Raw genomic sequence first — 16,735 nt, forward strand, 5'->3', positions numbered from 1 at the left:
TCTAACGCCTAATAATTGCTTCTACGAGTGGATGCTGAATTTTCTTTTCGGAGCGAATAGCATAAAAATATTCGTAAACATGCTCACATTTACCAATCATTTCAATGTGATAAGTTTCTTGTAAATCCTGCTTGATACTTTCTCCCGCTGGAAAGACCCCGAGGCCGCTAGCTGCAAAGGTTTTTAGGAGAGCGCTATCCTCAAACTCCCCCGTAATATTAGGGATGATGTGGTTTTCTGCAAACCATTGATCAATTAAATAGCGAACTTTCGAGTGAGAGGTTGGTAGCAGGATAGGTAACTCATTAAGACATTCTGGAAATGGTTTTTTAGATTGCTTGAGCAGTTTCTGGGGGCCAAACCAAGCAATTGATGTCTTAATCAATTCTTCGCTGTAGACGTGAAGATTTTTGTTTGCAGGAGCGGGTCTATCAGCGAGCACGATATCTAATCGATGCAAAGCTAGATCAGCCAGGAGGTCTTCAAATTCACCTTCATGAGCAATGAGCTGTACACCACTCTTCTCCAGAATCGGAGCTAACAGTTGCCGAGTTACTAGCTTAGGGAGTCCATCAGAGACGCCGACGGTAATTTTGATTTTGCGGGAGCTTGCCGCTTCTCTTACTGCCTCCGGTAGTTGCTCTCCTAGGAGAAAAATTTGATCGGCAATTTCTAAGGCTGCAAATCCGGATTCCGTGAGAGTAATGCCGCGACCGGCCGGTTTAAATAGTAAATAGCCGAGTGATTTCTCTAATTCATGTACCTGAGCGCTAATCGTCTGAATCGCGATATTGAGACGTTCAGCGGCCCTAGACATGCTGCCTTCTTTGGCTACTACCCAGAAGTAGTAAAGGTGACGGTAGTTATAAAGCATTTAATTGTCAGCTTTTTACGAAATTATTATCAATATATATCTGCTTTTAACTTAAAGCAAACTAACCTAAATTAACCCCATAGAAATCCATGGAATACATGGATGATTTTTAGGGGGGGATGAAATTGGAACTATTTAGCCCGGAGTTTTTTTCGGCATTACTGGCAATTATTGTCATTGACTTAGTGCTTGCGGGTGATAACGCGATTGTCATTGCAATGGCCGCAAGAAATCTGCCAGCACATCTGCAGAAAAAAGCCATTATTTGGGGCGCTGTTGGCGCAATTGCAGTGAGAAGCGCTATGACGCTGGTGGTGGTCTATTTATTGAAGATCCCTGGTTTGATGCTGATAGGCGGCTTATTGTTAGTTTGGATTGCATATCGCCTACTAAATCCCGAGCAAGAGAATGATGAGCACGGTAATGCTTCTACTACCTTTTGGGGTGCAATGAAAACCATTGTGATTGCGGATGCCATCATGGGTCTGGATAACGTACTTGCGGTAGCAGGTGCATCACACGGTAGCTATGTGCTCGTCGTATTAGGTCTCCTCATTAGTATTCCAGTTGTTATTTGGGGCTCAACACAAATACTGAAAATCGTTGAGCGCTATCCCTCTGTGACTTACTTAGGCGCTGCTGTCCTAGCTTGGACGGCTGCAAAAATGATGATTTCAGAGCCAATTTCTCAAGAGTGGCTTGCTTCACAGAGCCCAGCCTTGGAATACCTCATTCAAGTGGTAGTTGTATTAGGTGTATTAACTAGTGGCTTTATTAGAAGTAGACGTGCGCTTGAAGAGGTTATTGCTCCTTCGGTTGTTATTCCGGAGTCTGCAAATATGGTTTCATCACAGCAGTCCACTCATTTTGGAGAAAGTAATATGAATAAAATTCTGATTCCAGTAGACGGTTCAAAAAATTCAGAGATGGCAGTAAAGCATGCCGTAAAGACTTATGGTCAAGATCCTAATGCGTCTTTTCATTTGTGCAATGTGCAGCCTACCTTGTATCGTCACATCGGAAAATTTTTAAGTAAGCAAACGATTAGTGAGTGGCATGCTGAGCGGGCAGCTCAGGCATCAGCATCTGCTACTGCTTATCTCGAAAAGCAGGGCCTGAAATTTTCATTTACCTACGTCTGCGGAGACACGGGGACTGCCATTCGTGATGAGGCTGTACGACTTGAATGTGATCGCATTGTGGTTGGCACTTCAAAGAAAAACTCTCTGAGCCGTCTATTTGAAAACTCTACAACTGCCAAGCTACTAGAAATCAGCGATATTCCGGTAGAGGTGGTCACCGGTAGCTCCTTGCCTGCTCTTGAGCGCTGGGGGATCCCAGCTCTCGGTGCTGGTGCAGCAACAGCCCTGATGGCTGTAGTGATCGACTAGTTTTTCCTGCTGTTCTCTTTTTGCCCTCTTTTTGAGGGCATTTTTTTATCTAAAAATATTCAGTTAAATACTGAAATAAAGTCAATTAAATTCTTCTTTATTAGGAAAGAAAATCTGTCTATTGTGTATAGGTGTTTAACAAAGGAGATATCTATGAATGTGATCTTAGAAGCCAAGGAAGGGGTCGAGCCAGAATTAAAAGTCTTCACAGAAAATCGAGTGAAATTTTCTTTAAAACGACTTTTATGGATGGTGCGGAAAATGAAGATTTGCTACTCAACAATTTCGTCCTCAAAGACTATCTGTAGTCAAAATTGCGTAGTGAGCTTGGAGACATTTGATCATCACCGAATTGAGGTCAGCATGACTGCTAGAGATAAACGCATAGCGCTTAAAATGTGTTTGAAGAAAATGTACAAGCTGGTGCAAAAGGCATTACACAAAAGCCAGCAATATGGTCGATTTTCAAAACATGTTTATATATAAGCAGATCATTCCAAATGCAATTGATTCGTCATAAGTATGATCTAATAATCTCTGAACATGTGGGGAGTAGCCTGCTCAGTTATCTGAGTCCTTTTTATCGTCAATTCAACCTTTGGGTCCGGTATAGAGGTGAGTCAATATCAAGGCAAGACCATTTAAATCTTGATAAATGGTTATCTTTTGAATATGCATCCCCAATCTTTGCTTTATTTACCAAAAATCGTGCTCAAAGCCCTGATTTTGGGAATTTTGTCCATTTTCGATCCAGTGCAGCGAGATAATCAAAGTTCTTATTTATTTTCGCAAAGTCTCGTAATGAGTGCCATGAGGCTCGCACCGATATTCCTGATTTATTGCCTATGTATAGGCGGGGTCAGTGCGCAAGTTCAAAAGCCATTGACGATCAACGAGCTGATTGGGATTGCATTGGAGTCGAGCCCTCAGGTCTTGGCGGCTCGGGATCAATCCAAGGCAATTAAAGGGCAGCTCTCTTCAGCTCGCGCGATTCCAAATCCTGATTTTGAAGTGAACACCGGGCAGCAGAGGTCCGCATCTGGCCCGTTAACCACTGGGAATGTCTCGTCATGGTCGGTGACACAACCTTTGGATATGCCTTACACCCGCTACCCTAGAGTCAATGCTGCCGAGGCGAATGTCCGCGCTGCTGAGGCCACTCGCATCGCTTTTGAAATCGAAATGATTTCCAGAGTGCAGCAGCGATTCTATGAATTGATGCGTCGCGATGCAGAATTAAAAGCTGCCGAAGAAGATTTGAGTCTGACCAAGCAAATTCGGGATCGCATGCAAATTCGTTATGACGTCGGCGATACCGCTCGATTTGAATTAATCCGGGCGCAAACCGAATTTCTGAATGCGCAAATTAATGCAGAATCTAGCAAGCTTAGGGTTGAGCAGGCCAAGGGCCAGTTGAGGCAGGTTGTGGGGCATAGCTTGCCACCTGACTATGAGGTTGTTTCGCAAACCCTCAAGATGGAGCCATTACCTGCTTTGCCAATATTGCTCAGCGAGCTTCACGCGCAAAGTCCTGAGTTGCAAAAGGCAAAAGCAGATGTTGAGGCAACGGAGTCAAAGCTGAGTTTTGAGCAGAACTCTCGCTTACCTCGGCTTTCCATAAAAGCTCAGCAATATAACGACCCCAACTTTACTGATCGCTTGTATGGCTTAGTGGTGAGTATTCCCATTTGGGATTTTAAGGGTGGGCAAATTGCTGAGGCAGAGGCTAATGCATCTAGAGCCAAGAATCAATTGAATGCTCAAAGTCAAAGTCTTGAGCAGCAATTAGAGACTGCTTATAAGCTTTATCAAATGACAAGCTATCAAGTAAAAATATTAGATCAAGAGGTTGTTCAGTTGGCATCGAGTGCCAGAAGAATTGCAGAGGTTTCTTATCGTTATGGTGAGCGTGGCATGCTCGAGTATTTAGATGCCCAAAGAACATTCCGAGTAGCTCGTAATGATTTAATTAAGGCTCGTTTTGATTTGGCTTCAGTCCTTACGGAGATTGAACGTTTAAGAGCAAGCCCAGAGTGGATTGCAAAAATTGAGAGTGGAAAGTGATGAAGCAAAAGTTCACAATAATGATGGATCAGTTAAAGACTTGGTATACCCAATACTCGGCGATTGCAAAAGTCTATGTTCAGGAATGGATCACTGTTGTTATCAAAACTCAGAATGATTTATACATTTTGACTCATGAGTGGTTTAGCGCTCACTTGCCACGCGTCGCTCAGCAATATGATAAGAGTCCTCAGTGGACACAAAAAAGCCTTTTTTATCTTCCGTGGTTTTGTTTATTTTTGATCATCCTGAATTACTTCAATGTATTTGATCGCAGCCCAAGCATTAAATCAGTCCAAGACCCCAATGTGGTGATTGTGAATCAGGACTTACGCAATATGATTACCAACGGCAGCATCTACACCGGCACCTTTGTAGAGGAACTGCGTGCATCTGGCCGTATTGATTTCAATGAATTATTTCTGTCGCGTATTGGGGCAAATGTGACGGGCCGTGTCTCTGACATCTTGGCTATCCCCGGTCAGCTTGTAAAGCAGGGTGATATTTTGGCGAAAATTACCTCTACTGAATTGACGCAATCACAACTTTCTTTTTTAAAAGCCAAGAGCGCGAGTCAGTTAGCTGATCAAGCTGCTAATCGTGCCAGAATTCTATACAAAGAGGATGTGATTGCTTTAGCAGAGCTTCAAAAGCGTGAAGCTGAAGCTAGTAGCGCAAAGGCCGAGTATCGGGCCAGCAATGATCAATTGCGCGTTCAAGGAATGGATCAACCCAGCATTGATCGTTTGGCAAAATCGGGTGTAATTGAGTCAATTAATAATGTCATTGCAACTATTCCGGGTGAGATTGTTGAGCGCAAAATTAATAAGGGGCAAGTAGTTCAGCCGGCCGATGCTTTATTCACTGTTGCTGATCTGAGTTCCCTTTGGGCTGTCTCGGAGATTCCGGAGAGTAATGCCTATCTCATTCATAAGGGTCAGAAAGTCACTCTGGTAATCCCCGCCTTGCGAGGCTCATCAATTGAGGGTGTTGTTGCCCATGTGGATTCGATCGTTAACCCACAAACGCGCACAGTAGTCGTCAGAATGGAAGTGCCAAATAAAGATGGCCTTATCAAGCCAGGCATGTTGGCAACTATGATGATTGAGAGTCAGCCTACTGAGCGCTTGCTAGTTCCATCTAGTGCAGTGATCCGTGAAGATAACCATGATCATGTCTTCATACGTGAGGACGAAGATACCTATCGGATGGTCACAGTGAAATTGGGCCCTGAGGGCAGGGGTTATCGTCCAGTGATCTCCGGCCTGAAGGATGGTCAGGAAATCGCCGTTAATGGTGCCTTCCATTTAAATACTGAACGTAAGAGACAGTTGAGTGGTGGTTAGTCATGATGATTGAAAAAATTGTTCGCCTTTCACTACAACAGCGTTTATTAGTTGTCATCATTGCGCTGGTCTTGTTTGTTGCAGGCTTACTGGCAACAAAACGCTTATCGGTTGATGCCTTTCCGGATGTGACTAACGTTCAGATTCAGATTGCAGCGAAAGCCCCAGGGCGATCTCCAGAAGAAGTTGAGCGTTTTGTAACGGTACCGATTGAGTTAAGTATGACGGGCTTGCCCGGCTTAACAGAGATGCGTTCACTCAATCGTAATGGCCTATCAGTGATTACATTGGTCTTTACAGAAAAGACCGACCTCTACTTTGCAAGACAGCTGGTTACAGAGCGTTTAATTGAGGTGGCTTCTGCAATGCCAGTCGGGATTACTCCTGTAATGGCGCCGCCGTCGACTGGTTTGGGAGAAATCTATCAATACACGCTCGATCACCCTTCCGATGGTGATAGGCAGTTGACAGTTGAGGAGCTTGAGGAGCGTCGTACGATTCAGGATTGGGTGGTGCGTCCGATGTTGCGCTCAATTTCTGGTGTTGCTGAGATTAATACGCAAGGTGGATACGCTCGCGAATATCAAGTCTTGGTAAACCCCGAAAGATTACGCCACTATCAAGTGGGTCTTCGAGATATCTATGAGGCACTTGCCAGAAATAATGCGAACTCCGGCGGTGGGCAGCTGCCTACCTATGCAGAGCGCTATCTGATCCGTGGCGTGGGTCTGATCACCAAGCCTGAGGACATTGGAAAAATCATTCTCAAGGAAGTCAAAGGCATTCCGGTCTACGTTAGGAATGTGGCTGAAGTCACTATCGGAAGTGAAATTCGGCAGGGCGCTGCGATTAAGAATGGCTATACCGAAAGTGTGGCTGGCATCATTCAAATGATCCGTGGTGGTAATGCGCGCGAAGTTGTTAATCGTATCAAGCTCAAAGTAGCCGAGATTAATGAGGGCAAGTTATTGCCTGACGGACTCCAAATTGTGCCGTTTTACGATCGCACAGATCTTGTCAATGCAGCGATGTTTAATGTCGCCAAGGTATTGATTGAAGGCGTCATTCTCGTAGTCATCCTGCTATTTTTATTCTTGGGTGATGTCCGCTCCTCCCTGATTGTGGTGGCGACTTTAATTCTGACGCCCTTATTGACCTTCTTGGTGATGAACCGTTACGGTATCTCTGCCAACCTCATGTCTCTTGGAGGCCTTGCGATTGCGATCGGCATTATGGTGGATGGATCTGTAGTGGTGGTAGAAAATACCTTTGCCAAGTTGGGCGAAAGGCTCAAAATGGGCGAGTCGAAGATTCGTATTATTTTAGAGGCTGCTACTGAGGTTGGTACACCAGTCTTGTTTGGTGTTGGCATCATTATTTTGGTTTTCATGCCGCTTCTTTCCTTGGAAGGCATGGAAGGAAAAATGTTTGCGCCCATGGCGATTACGATTGCCATCGCATTAACCATCTCCCTCATTCTTTCATTTACCTTGTCACCAGTCTTGTGCTCTTACGTTCTGAAAGGCGGGAGCGAAGATGACACAAAAATTGTAGCTCGCTTGCGTGCCCCGTATGAGCGCTGGTTGCATTGGTGTCTTGCCAATCCCAAATTGGTTGTTAAAAGATCTTTGATGGGATTAGTTGCTAGCATCATTGGATTTACCTTACTTGGAAAGGCATTTATTCCAGTGATGCAGGAGGGTTCGATTACGCCAGTCATTATTCGTGCCCCGAATATTTCTTTAGATGAATCGATTAAGCTGGAGTTTGAGGCGATCAAACGCATCATGACCATCCCAGATGTGAAGATGGCGGTATCTCGTTTAGGTAAGGGTGAGTCTCCCGCAGATCCAGGTCAGCCTAATGAATCCGATCCGATCGTGACCCTAAAGCCTATAGGCGATCGTAAGTTTAGTCAGGAAGAAATTGCCCAGCAAATCCGTGACAAGCTAAAAACTTTGCCGGGTATTGAGCTCTCTATTTCCCAGCCAATTGCAGCACGTGTTGATGAAATGGTCTCCGGAGTTCGCTCACAGGTAGCCATCAAAATTTTTGGCGATGATCTAGTTACCCTGCAAAAGCTAGGTGGCCAAATTAGTCAGATCCTGACCAAAATGAAGGGTAGTAATGACTTGCGTATTGAGCAGGCTTCTGGGCAAAATTACTTAAATATCACTATTAATCGTGATGCAATTGCCCGCTATGGAATTAATGTTTCTGATGTCAACGATGTGATTGAAACTGCGATTGGCGGCAAGCAAGCCAGCACTGTGTATGAGGGTGAGAGACGGTTCCCCTTGCTATTGCGTTATCCAGCCCCTTACCGAGATAACGTAGATGCAATCAGTAATATTATTTTGCATTCTCCAGATGGTGCTCAAGTGCTATTGCGCGACCTAGCAGATATTGCTCTTGTCGATGGCCCAGCACAAATTTCTCGAGAGTCTGGCAAGCGACGTTTAGTCGTGGGTGTAAACGTTGATGGGCGAGATCTCGGCGGCTTTGTTAAAGAAGCGCAAGAGTTGATTGCTAAACAAGTAGAGCTTCCACAAGGCTACTCACTACAGTGGGGCGGCCAGTTTGAAAATATGGAAAGGGCGATGGCGCGTCTAATGATCATTATTCCGCTAACCATCTTGGCAATCTATTTCCTACTCTTCATGCTCTTCAAGTCATTGCGCCTAGCTGGATTGATTATTTTGGTCTTACCATTTGCCTCTATAGGCGGTGTATTTGGTTTATTTATATCCGGCGAGTATCTATCGGTACCAGCGGCGGTTGGGTTTATTAATCTTTGGGGTATTGCGGTACTTAATGGTGTGGTGCTGATTTCATTCATTAAGCAATTACGTGAAGACGGTTACTCTATGGAGGATGCACTATTACATGGCTGTGGCCATCGCTTCAGGCCAGTCATGATGACTGCTTCGGTTGCGATGTTGGCTTTGGTACCCATGCTATTTTCTGGTGGTCCAGGTTCCGAGGTGACGCGCCCGCTAGCAGCCGTGGTGATCTCGGGTTTGATCACCTCAACCGCATTAACATTACTGGTACTCCCAGTCTTATATAGATGGTTTGAAGATAAAGAGGTGGAAGCATGATGGAATTGAAGGCGGTTATTCGCCCAAATAAGTTAGCTGCTCTCCGAACAGCATTACTAGAAACCCCAGGTTTTCCGGGAATGACTGTGACTAAGGTTGAAGGCTGTAGCGCTCCCAATCGAACAGCTAAATTCAATATTAAAGATGAGTTAACAGACTACTCGGCAAAAGTGAAGATTGAAATTGTTTGTAATGATGAGATTGCAGAAGTCCTGATGGACCGTATCGTGACTATTTGCCAAACAGGCCAAGTTGGGGATGGTGTAGTTTGGTGCACTGAGGTTCCGAAGGCTTTCTTCATCTCTAAGACTTCTGTATAGCTATTCTCTTCAATTCTTCGGTATGATGTTTTGGGTAAGTTGCTAAATTATTACCAATCATTTTGGAGATTGTTTTGAAAAATATCATCGATCGCATTGATCACATTGTTCTGACCGTAACTGATATTGAGCTCACGACTCAGTGGTATGAAAAAGCCTTGGATTTTGAGCGCGAGTTTTTTACTGGTCCAGAAGGGCAGCCAAGGTATTCATTGCGTTTCGGACAATTAAAAATCAATCTTCAGGATAAAAATACTGAAACACCTACCAAGGCTAAAGTCCCCACGATTGGTTCAGGAGACTTTTGTCTTATTTCAGCAATTCCCTTAGATGACTTTATCGCGCATCTTCAGAAGCATGCTATTACTATCGATGTTGGGCCTGTGCCAAGGCGAGGTGCCCTTGGCCCTATTCGTTCAGTCTACTTGCGTGACCCCGACAATAATCTCGTAGAGGTTGCTGAGTACGTCTAGTGTTGCTCTGGATCCGATGCGCCTAACTGGCGTGCAAGATCCAGAAAATCTTTTGCATGGTAGTTGGTAAATTGCTCGACATGCAGATCATTGCGCAAATGATTTTTACCAAACTCTAGTGGGCGCTCAATAAAGGCTGTTTGTAACCCACAGGCATGGGCAGCCTCTAGATCGTCCTTATGGGCTGCTACCAACATGACTTCCTCGGAGGAAAGATTGAAGATGTCCGCTACGCCCAAATAGGTTTCTGGATCTGGTTTGTAGTGACGGAAAACTTCAGCTGAAAGAATTAAGTCCCAAGGCAAACCTGCGTTTTTTGCCATATTGGCTAATAAGCCCATATTGCCATTTGAGAGAGTGACGATCGTGAACTGACTTTTGAGCTGATGTAGACCTTCAACAGCCTCAGGCCATGGATTAAGTCGATGCCAAACCAGGTTGAGATGCTGTATTTGATTTTCAGATAAAGAGTGGATTTGAAATGTCTTGAGAACATCAATCTTGGTCCAGGGTAGTTCACCAGACCGTACCCGAGCCATCGCTGGCCTGTAACCTTGCCGCCAGGCCGTAGCAAAGGCATCGGGATCAACCGGAAGCCCCAGTCGAGCGACCTCGGCGGCTATGGAGCCATGCCAGTCAACCACTGTGCCAAAAACATCAAACGCTAGTACCTTGGGTGCTTTATTCATGAGGAAGATTCTTGCTTGCTATGGGGCTTTTGTCAAACAAGCAGCTCACGCATGAATTGCTGGGAGTTGATAAAATGACCAATGCTCTTAAAAGGGTCATTGCGTCTAACAAGGATTAAATATGGGTGGTATTTCTCAGTGGGAGCAGCTCAACGTTGAGCTCACAGCGGCTCTTGGAAGCTCCGTTCATTTTGATACGGCTCATCAGGCAGTTTATGCCTCAGAGGCTTCTAATTACCGTCAAATTCCGATTGGGGTTGTGACTCCGAAAAATACCGAAGAATTTGTTAAAGGTATCGAGATTTGTCATCGCAATAAGGCTCCAGTACTCATGCGTGGCGCCGGCACCTCCATGAATGGCCAGACGGTCAATAATGCGGTGGTCTTTGATATCTCCAAGTATTGCAACCATATTCTTTCCTTAGATCCAGTAGCTGGTAATGCGGTTGTTGAACCTGGTGTCATCTGTGATTCATTGCGTGATGCTGCTGAGTTGCATGGTTTAACTTTTGCGCCAGATCCTTCTACGCATAGTCGTTGTACCTTAGGCGGTATGGTGGCCAATAATTCTTGTGGCGCCCATTCAGTGATGGCTGGCAAGACACTGGAAAATACCGAAGCTTTAGAAATTCTGACTTACGACGGTGAGCGTTTTTGGATTGGCCCAACATCCGATCAAGAGTTACAAGAAATCATTGCTGCTGGTGGACGTAAGGGCCAGATCTATCAAGACTTGCTGACCTTACGTGATCGCTATGCTGATCTCATTCGTGCGCGCTTTCCGAATATTAAGCGTCGCGTCTCTGGTTACAACTTAGATCAGCTGTTGCCGGAGAATGGATTTAACGTTGCCAAGGCTTTGGTCGGGACTGAGGGGACCTGTGCATTAACACTCGCTGCTAAGGTGAGATTAGTAAAGAGCCCTGCTAAACGCGTTGTGTTGGTATTGGGATTCGAAGATATTTATGTAGCAGGTGATGCTGTACCCGAGTATCAATCTTTTAACCCCATTGCAATCGAAGGCTTGGATTACAAAATCATTCGCGGCTTGCAAGAGCGTAATTTAGCAAAGGCGGAGATCGACTTATTGCCAGCCGGAAATGCTTGGGTAGTTGTGGAGTTCGGTGATGATACCGTTGAGGGCGCAATTACTCAGGCGGAAAAAGCACAGGCGTATTTCAAAACAAGAACTCAAGGCCCAATACCATCAACTTGGTTGGAGTCTGATCCATTAGTACAAAAGCGTATTTGGTCGATTCGTGAAAATGGTGCATCTGCTACCCATCTATCTATTGATCCAAATTCTCCTGATCCAGTAGTGGGGTGGGAAGATGCTGCGGTTGATCCGGCTCGCTTGGGCGAGTACCTGCGCGCTTTCCAGAAATTAGTGGACTCTTACGAGTATGAAACTTCGCTTTATGGACACTTTGGTGATGGGTGTATTCATGCGCGCATTACCTTTAACTTCCGATCTGCAGAAGGCGTTGCTAAATTTAGATCCTTTATTCGCGATGCGGCAACCTTAGTGGTTGCATTTGGTGGTTCGCTCACAGGCGAGCATGGTGACGGTCAGGCCAGAGCAGAATTTCTCCCCATCATGTTCGGAGAAGAGTTGATGGGTGCGATGCATGAGTTCAAGCGCATCTGGGATCCTCAAAATAAACTCAACCCTGGCAAAGTGGTTCACCCTTACCGTGTGGATGAGAATCTGCGCATGGGCCCAGAATACAAAATCGTCAATATCAAGACACGTTTGAATTTCTTGAGCCAAGAGGGTAACGGCTTCCAGAGGGCGGTTGAACGGTGCGTTGGTATGGGTAAGTGCCGTAGTGAAAAAGTAGGCACGATGTGCCCAAGTTATCGGGCTACAAAAGAAGAGCGTTTCTCCACTCGTGGACGCTCACGCCTCTTTTGGGAAATGATTCAGGGTGAAGTCATTCAAGATGGCTGGGAAAGCAAGGAGCTTAAAGAGGCTCTAGATACCTGCCTCTCTTGTAAAGGTTGTAAGAGTGACTGTCCAGCCCACGTTGATATGGCTTCTTATAAAGCCGAGTTCTTGTCCCACTATCACGAGACCAATAGTAGGCCTCGTCAAGCCCTGACCATGGGTCGCATTGGCGACTGGGCGCCGTTGGCAAGCAAGTTCTCTTGGTTGATTAATGGGGTCATGCAAACGCCTGTGATCTCTACTTTTGCTAAATGGGTTGGTGGCGTAGCGCAAGAGCGTAGTCTGCCCAAGTTTGCGAGCCAGTCCTTTAGAGAGCAATTTAAGCCATCAAAGAATGCCAGCATTGGTCAGAAAAAAGTGATTCTTTGGGTGGATACATTCTGCGAGCATTTTCATCCAGAGGTTGCTAATGCAGCAGTTGAAGTACTTGCTCATGCAGGCTTTGAGGCGACCTTGCCAAAAACGCCTTTATGTTGCGGACGTCCTTTATACGACTTCGGTTATCTGGATCTTGCCAAGCAGAAGCTAGAGAAAATTCTAGATGCAATCGGCAGTGAGATTAATGAAAATCCCAATTCTCCGATCGCAGTCGTTGGTCTTGAGCCAGGCTGTATGTCGGTATTTAAAGATGAATTGCTGAAGTTTTTCCCGCATGATCCAAGGGCAACTCTTTTAGCATCGAGTAGCTATTTATTAGGGGATTTCTTGCATGAGCAAGGCTATACTCCGCCACCACTAGACTGCAATGTTTTGGTCCACTCACATTGCCATCAGAAATCACTATTTGGCACTAAGGGTGATGTAGCGCTGCTGGCTGCTTTGGGCGCTAAAGCAAACTTTATTGATAGCGGTTGCTGCGGTATGGCAGGCTCATTTGGATTTAATCCAGAGCATGTCGGGATATCCAAAGCGGTTGGCGAACTCGTGTTGCTGCCAGCAATTCGGGCTGCCGAGCAAGAGACCATCATTCTGACTAATGGCTTTAGTTGTAGAGAGCAGATTGAGCAAGAGACTGGGCGTAAGGTCAAGCATTTGGCTGAGTTGTTGCTGATGGCTCATCGATCTGAAATATAGTTAGTAGATACTCACTTTTATTAGCCATACATTCTAATAACTGTTAAGACCATTATTTAAAATTCTTAAAGATAGTCTAGATAAAGATAGAATAGTCGTCCAGCAGAAATATTGGAGCAATTAGCTTATTGTTTCATTGCGCGATAGTTAAGGGAGTGAAAAATGGTCTTCAAAAAATCACAGTCTATTAAGTTTCTACAGCCCACAATGGAGTCCTTTGAAACAATAGTAGGGCCAGCTACTGAGGTTCATGGGCGAATTGTTGCGAATGAAAGTTTACGCATTGATGGTCGCGTAGTTGGGAACATAGAATCACGCCAAGGAAAAAACGTGAGCATTGCTCTCGGACGCACTGGTGTTGTGCAAGGCGATATCAATGCTTTTAGGGTGCTAGTTGCGGGACGAGTTGAGGGTAATATTTATGCCACTGAGCGCGTGGAATTGCATGAGGGGGCAGAAGTCCGTGGAGATATTACCTATGGCCAGCTCGGAATCGAGCATGGCGCTAAGTTAAACGGTTTAATGATTTCCAAAAGCAGTGATGAACCAGAGGGCGCAACTGATTCAACCGCAATTTTCCAGGCAAATTGGAATAAAATTAAAAGTCAGTAATTTGTGAGTGCCTGCCCATAGTGCTCAAAAGATCCTTACAAGAAGGGATCTTTTGTCTAAAACCTGTATTTATTCGGTATCGCTAATCTCATCTTTCGGCTGAATGTCAGCTTCAGTATGATGACTGACAGAAGATACGGGGGCATCAATTAAGCGTAGCTCACCACTAAGCTTTGCTCCTTTTTCTACGCTCATTTCAGCATATTGTGTAAGACCAGTGATTTTTGCACTGGATCGAACATTCAAGTGATTCGTGACATTAAGACCTTGGGTAACTTCACCGCGGACTTCCACAACTTCGGCGTTGATTCTTCCATTAACAATTCCTGAGGTGTCAACCAAGACTTCTTTGGTATTCAGTTCACCTTCCACAAGGCCTGCGACCACTGCCATTTCTGGTACCTCAAAGGTGCCCCTGACAATGACCCCTTCGCCTACAAAAAGTGAACCCTTAGGATTGTTATCTGCCATCATATTTCCTGAATAAGTTAGTACTAGCTAATAATATAACAATACTAACAACTTATATGGAAGCTCAGAGGGCCGTGACACTGTCTGAGCTATCAGAATAAAAAGTTAATCTTTGGTGCTTGTAGGGATGGATAGTTCCGCAAACTGATCCTTTAAATTCTTAAGAGTAAGGATTTTGCTCTCAATCATGGGGAGCTGGGTCTGAAATGTTTGGATTTTCTGCTGGTAGATGAGTTCTAAATCATCCATCTCCTTGCGGGAAATGGCCCCCCCCATTTGTTTTGCCATTTCGGGATTAAAGCGGATTGCCACCCTAAAGCCAAAAAAATGAATACTCATGCCAATCAGAATAAATACGCTAAAGGATAAAAGCGCAATCTTAATAACGGTTTTGCGGGTAATTTTTATCTGCTTCATAGATGAAGTAGACCCAGAAATCCAAATTAACTGCATTTTTAGCCCTCAAATTATTATGGGTGGATTCTATCATTCCAGCGTATTAAGACTTTTTTCTTTTTAATAGGCTTATTTAAAGATAATTTGATACTATGCAATGTAATAAAATTAATGCTGTTTTCTGGGAAATATGGGATGTTTTGGATATTCAAGACGATTTGTGCGTTGCAATAATTTAATGGCGTTACAACAATGCGGCCTCACAAGCACGATGCACAACTAGAAATTATTGGCTCAGTATTAAAAGATGCCAGAGAGAAAAAAAATCTAGCCCGGGCAGAGTTTGCCAACTCATGTTGTTTGTCCACCAAAATGATTTTGGAGTTGGAGGAGGGCGGCATGAGCTCTTTCTACACATTTGAATTAAAGATCGCCACGGCTAAGCGAGTTGGTAGATTGTTGGAGCTAGATGAAGCATCTTATTTGATAGATCCTAGAGCCACAGAATCTGCTGACGACACTTTAGATACGCCAATTGAAGAACAAGAAATTTCCGCCCCTAAAAAACTTGAGGTAGTCGGAACTGATTCAGGCCCAAAGAATCCCCCGCTAAAAAACGAGACCATATCTCACGCAGAGCTCGCAAATCCTCAGGTTCTGAATCTTGAGGAATCACTAAGTCATGTTGATGGAAAACATGGGTTTAAGTTCAACACTGCTGGGGCTAGCGTTGTAACCATCAGAGTGATGGTAATCCTGTTTAGTTTTTCAGTAGTGACGGGTGCTATTTACGGTTTAAATGAACGGTTTAACCTCATCAATTTAGCTAATGGGCTGGTGAACCCCCCGCAGAAAGCCATAGTAGCTAATGATGCTCAGGATGTAAAAGTTGATGAAGATTTAGCTCTCAAGCCTGAGAGTTCTGATACTACGGTTAAATCGCCAGAAACTCAGCCAGCTCAAGCGCTTCTGAGCACTCCTAGTGAACAATGCCCATATAAACAGGAAGCACAATTACCTAGCTATCAATCTCCTAACCCCTCTAAACGGGGAGATATTGTGAATATCAAATCTCTTATTAAACAAGCCATTTGTGTTGTAGATAATTCTGGAAAACAAACCGTTGTTAATCTGGAGTCAAATGCTTCTTACGCATTTCGTGGCACCTCCCCATTTGTGGTGATTACTCAGGATTTGGATAGTGTTGAAATGTATTTTCAGGGTTGGAGAGTACGCTCACCAGGCGCAGGTGCAAAGCAGATTAAATTACTGGAAGTTTCCTTGTAAATTTTCCATAAGCTAAAAGAAACGAGATTAAGGCGTGTAAATGTTTGAATTTTCTAAAAAAAGTAATCCCAATACAGATGCTCAGCTGACGTATTTAACTACAGTTGGAGCCGGTTCCATTATGAAGGGTGACTTTATTCATAATGGAAACATGCTTTTATTAGGGCATTTAATTGGCGACATTTCCCAGACTGAGGACGAGGGCTCTGGTAATGGCCATACCGCCGTAATCGGATCCACCGGATTCTTATTGGGGAACATTTATAGCCCACATGCGATCATTATTGGAAGAATCGAGGGTTCGGTATTTGCAAAAGGACGCGTTGAAATTTATCCCGGAGCTGTAGTGATTGGAGACGTTACTTATGCACAGATTAATGTGCACCCAGATGCTAAGGTCAACGGTAATCTTAGGTGTTTATTACCAGATTCCGCTGAGCAAAAAAATCTCTCTTTAAGTAATGAGGACATACCAAGTAATGTTGTTCTATTGGCTAAAGCAGAGTGATATGAAAAATCTACAAGATCGTTCGTGAGTTCATGGTATTGAAATAAGAATGCCTGCCCCAATAAAAATCCCTCCCCTTCTTCTGGGCCTTTTTGTTTTATTGCTAGCTTCTGGAGGGCTTTTTTATAGTTATTACACTCGGGATTTGCCTGAATGTAAGGACGAATACATTCAAATATTA

15 protein-coding genes and 1 pseudogene are annotated in these 16,735 nt (G+C 44.5%); 12 read left to right on the forward strand and 4 right to left on the reverse strand.

The genetic code is table 11. The annotated features are described in order from the left end of the window. Nucleotide 1: 1 nt before the first annotated feature. On the reverse strand, nt 2-874 hold the full coding sequence (locus tag C2758_RS01955; protein ID WP_215328947.1) for a LysR family transcriptional regulator: 873 nt from the start codon (nt 872-874) through the stop codon (nt 2-4). Between the two features lie 119 nt (nt 875-993). Between C2758_RS01955 and C2758_RS10700 the strand changes: the two are divergent. The 8 genes and pseudogenes from C2758_RS10700 to C2758_RS01990 form a co-directional block, all read left to right on the forward strand. Then, nucleotides 994-1,665, forward strand: a pseudogene (locus C2758_RS10700) (TerC family protein); the annotation flags it as partial. 90 nt (nt 1,666-1,755) lie between these two features. Next, nucleotides 1,756-2,265: a universal stress protein gene (locus C2758_RS10705; protein WP_256441918.1), complete on the forward strand. Its 510-nt coding sequence runs from the start codon at nt 1,756-1,758 to the stop codon at nt 2,263-2,265. A gap of 153 nt (nt 2,266-2,418) precedes the next feature. Then, the gene (locus C2758_RS01965; protein WP_215328951.1) at nt 2,419-2,751 is read left to right on the forward strand and encodes a hypothetical protein; all 333 of its coding nucleotides are present in this window, start codon (nt 2,419-2,421) and stop codon (nt 2,749-2,751) included. A 324-nt stretch (nt 2,752-3,075) separates the two neighbouring features. Then, nucleotides 3,076-4,329, forward strand: a complete 1,254-nt coding sequence (locus C2758_RS01970) for a TolC family protein (RefSeq protein ID WP_215328953.1) — start codon at nt 3,076-3,078, stop codon at nt 4,327-4,329. A gap of 20 nt (nt 4,330-4,349) precedes the next feature. Then, nucleotides 4,350-5,675, forward strand: coding sequence for an efflux RND transporter periplasmic adaptor subunit (locus tag C2758_RS01975; protein WP_215328955.1), 1,326 nt, complete (start codon nt 4,350-4,352; stop codon nt 5,673-5,675). 5 nt (nt 5,676-5,680) lie between these two features. Then, nucleotides 5,681-8,776 carry an efflux RND transporter permease subunit gene (locus C2758_RS01980; protein ID WP_215330023.1) on the forward strand — a complete coding sequence of 1,032 codons (3,096 nt, stop codon included), beginning with the start codon at nt 5,681-5,683 and terminating at the stop codon, nt 8,774-8,776. Beyond that, nucleotides 8,773-9,096 (forward strand): P-II family nitrogen regulator, encoded by a 324-nt coding sequence (locus tag C2758_RS01985; protein WP_215328957.1) that lies wholly within the window; start codon nt 8,773-8,775, stop codon nt 9,094-9,096. Before C2758_RS01980 ends, C2758_RS01985 begins: the two co-directional genes overlap by 4 nt. Nucleotides 9,097-9,170: 74 nt before the next feature. After that, on the forward strand, nt 9,171-9,569 hold the full coding sequence (locus C2758_RS01990) for a VOC family protein (protein WP_215328959.1): 399 nt from the start codon (nt 9,171-9,173) through the stop codon (nt 9,567-9,569). Here C2758_RS01990 and C2758_RS01995 read toward each other — a convergent pair. Next, nucleotides 9,566-10,258, reverse strand: coding sequence for a haloacid dehalogenase type II (locus C2758_RS01995; protein WP_215328976.1), 693 nt, complete (start codon nt 10,256-10,258; stop codon nt 9,566-9,568). The genes C2758_RS01990 and C2758_RS01995 overlap by 4 nt on opposite strands. A 121-nt stretch (nt 10,259-10,379) precedes the next feature. On the opposite strand from C2758_RS01995, the gene C2758_RS02000 reads away from it, so the two are divergent. Both C2758_RS02000 and C2758_RS02005 read left to right on the forward strand, forming a co-directional pair. Beyond that, nucleotides 10,380-13,280 (forward strand): FAD-binding and (Fe-S)-binding domain-containing protein, encoded by a 2,901-nt coding sequence (locus C2758_RS02000; RefSeq protein WP_215328985.1) that lies wholly within the window; start codon nt 10,380-10,382, stop codon nt 13,278-13,280. Between the two features lie 162 nt (nt 13,281-13,442). After that, nucleotides 13,443-13,892: a polymer-forming cytoskeletal protein gene (locus C2758_RS02005; protein ID WP_215305924.1), complete on the forward strand. Its 450-nt coding sequence runs from the start codon at nt 13,443-13,445 to the stop codon at nt 13,890-13,892. Nucleotides 13,893-13,961: 69 nt separating this feature from the next. Here the strand turns inward: C2758_RS02005 and C2758_RS02010 are convergent, their stop codons facing one another. Both C2758_RS02010 and C2758_RS02015 read right to left on the reverse strand, forming a co-directional pair. Beyond that, a complete protein-coding gene (locus C2758_RS02010; RefSeq protein ID WP_215328987.1) occupies nt 13,962-14,366 on the reverse strand; it encodes a polymer-forming cytoskeletal protein in 405 nt (134 codons plus the stop codon). A gap of 102 nt (nt 14,367-14,468) precedes the next feature. Beyond that, nucleotides 14,469-14,702 carry a hypothetical protein gene (locus tag C2758_RS02015; RefSeq protein ID WP_215328989.1) on the reverse strand — a complete coding sequence of 78 codons (234 nt, stop codon included), beginning with the start codon at nt 14,700-14,702 and terminating at the stop codon, nt 14,469-14,471. 309 nt (nt 14,703-15,011) lie between these two features. On the opposite strand from C2758_RS02015, the gene C2758_RS02020 reads away from it, so the two are divergent. Beyond that, nucleotides 15,012-16,046: a RodZ family helix-turn-helix domain-containing protein gene (locus tag C2758_RS02020; protein ID WP_215328991.1), complete on the forward strand. Its 1,035-nt coding sequence runs from the start codon at nt 15,012-15,014 to the stop codon at nt 16,044-16,046. Nucleotides 16,047-16,086: 40 nt separating this feature from the next. After that, nucleotides 16,087-16,554, forward strand: coding sequence for a polymer-forming cytoskeletal protein (locus tag C2758_RS02025; RefSeq protein WP_215329017.1), 468 nt, complete (start codon nt 16,087-16,089; stop codon nt 16,552-16,554). The last annotated feature ends 181 nt before the right edge of the window (nt 16,555-16,735 follow it).

The sequence above is a fragment of the Polynucleobacter sp. AP-Sving-400A-A2 genome (assembly GCF_018688155.1).
Lineage (GTDB): Bacteria > Pseudomonadota > Gammaproteobacteria > Burkholderiales > Burkholderiaceae > Polynucleobacter.

Bases quoted from the DNA above. Each gene is read 5' to 3' on its own strand.
- C2758_RS01955 (WP_215328947.1), bottom strand. From the start codon at position 874: ATGCTTTATAACTACCGTCACCTTTACTACTTCTGGGTAGTAGCCAAA.
- C2758_RS10705 (WP_256441918.1), top strand. From the start codon at position 1,756: ATGAATAAAATTCTGATTCCAGTAGACGGTTCAAAAAATTCAGAGATG.
- C2758_RS01965 (WP_215328951.1), top strand. From the start codon at position 2,419: ATGAATGTGATCTTAGAAGCCAAGGAAGGGGTCGAGCCAGAATTAAAA.
- C2758_RS01970 (WP_215328953.1), top strand. From the start codon at position 3,076: ATGAGGCTCGCACCGATATTCCTGATTTATTGCCTATGTATAGGCGGG.
- C2758_RS01975 (WP_215328955.1), top strand. From the start codon at position 4,350: ATGATGGATCAGTTAAAGACTTGGTATACCCAATACTCGGCGATTGCA.
- C2758_RS01980 (WP_215330023.1), top strand. From the start codon at position 5,681: ATGATTGAAAAAATTGTTCGCCTTTCACTACAACAGCGTTTATTAGTT.
- C2758_RS01985 (WP_215328957.1), top strand. From the start codon at position 8,773: ATGATGGAATTGAAGGCGGTTATTCGCCCAAATAAGTTAGCTGCTCTC.
- C2758_RS01995 (WP_215328976.1), bottom strand. From the start codon at position 10,258: ATGAATAAAGCACCCAAGGTACTAGCGTTTGATGTTTTTGGCACAGTG.
- C2758_RS02000 (WP_215328985.1), top strand. From the start codon at position 10,380: ATGGGTGGTATTTCTCAGTGGGAGCAGCTCAACGTTGAGCTCACAGCG.
- C2758_RS02005 (WP_215305924.1), top strand. From the start codon at position 13,443: ATGGTCTTCAAAAAATCACAGTCTATTAAGTTTCTACAGCCCACAATG.
- C2758_RS02010 (WP_215328987.1), bottom strand. From the start codon at position 14,366: ATGATGGCAGATAACAATCCTAAGGGTTCACTTTTTGTAGGCGAAGGG.
- C2758_RS02015 (WP_215328989.1), bottom strand. From the start codon at position 14,702: ATGAGTATTCATTTTTTTGGCTTTAGGGTGGCAATCCGCTTTAATCCC.
- C2758_RS02020 (WP_215328991.1), top strand. From the start codon at position 15,012: ATGCGGCCTCACAAGCACGATGCACAACTAGAAATTATTGGCTCAGTA.
- C2758_RS02025 (WP_215329017.1), top strand. From the start codon at position 16,087: ATGTTTGAATTTTCTAAAAAAAGTAATCCCAATACAGATGCTCAGCTG.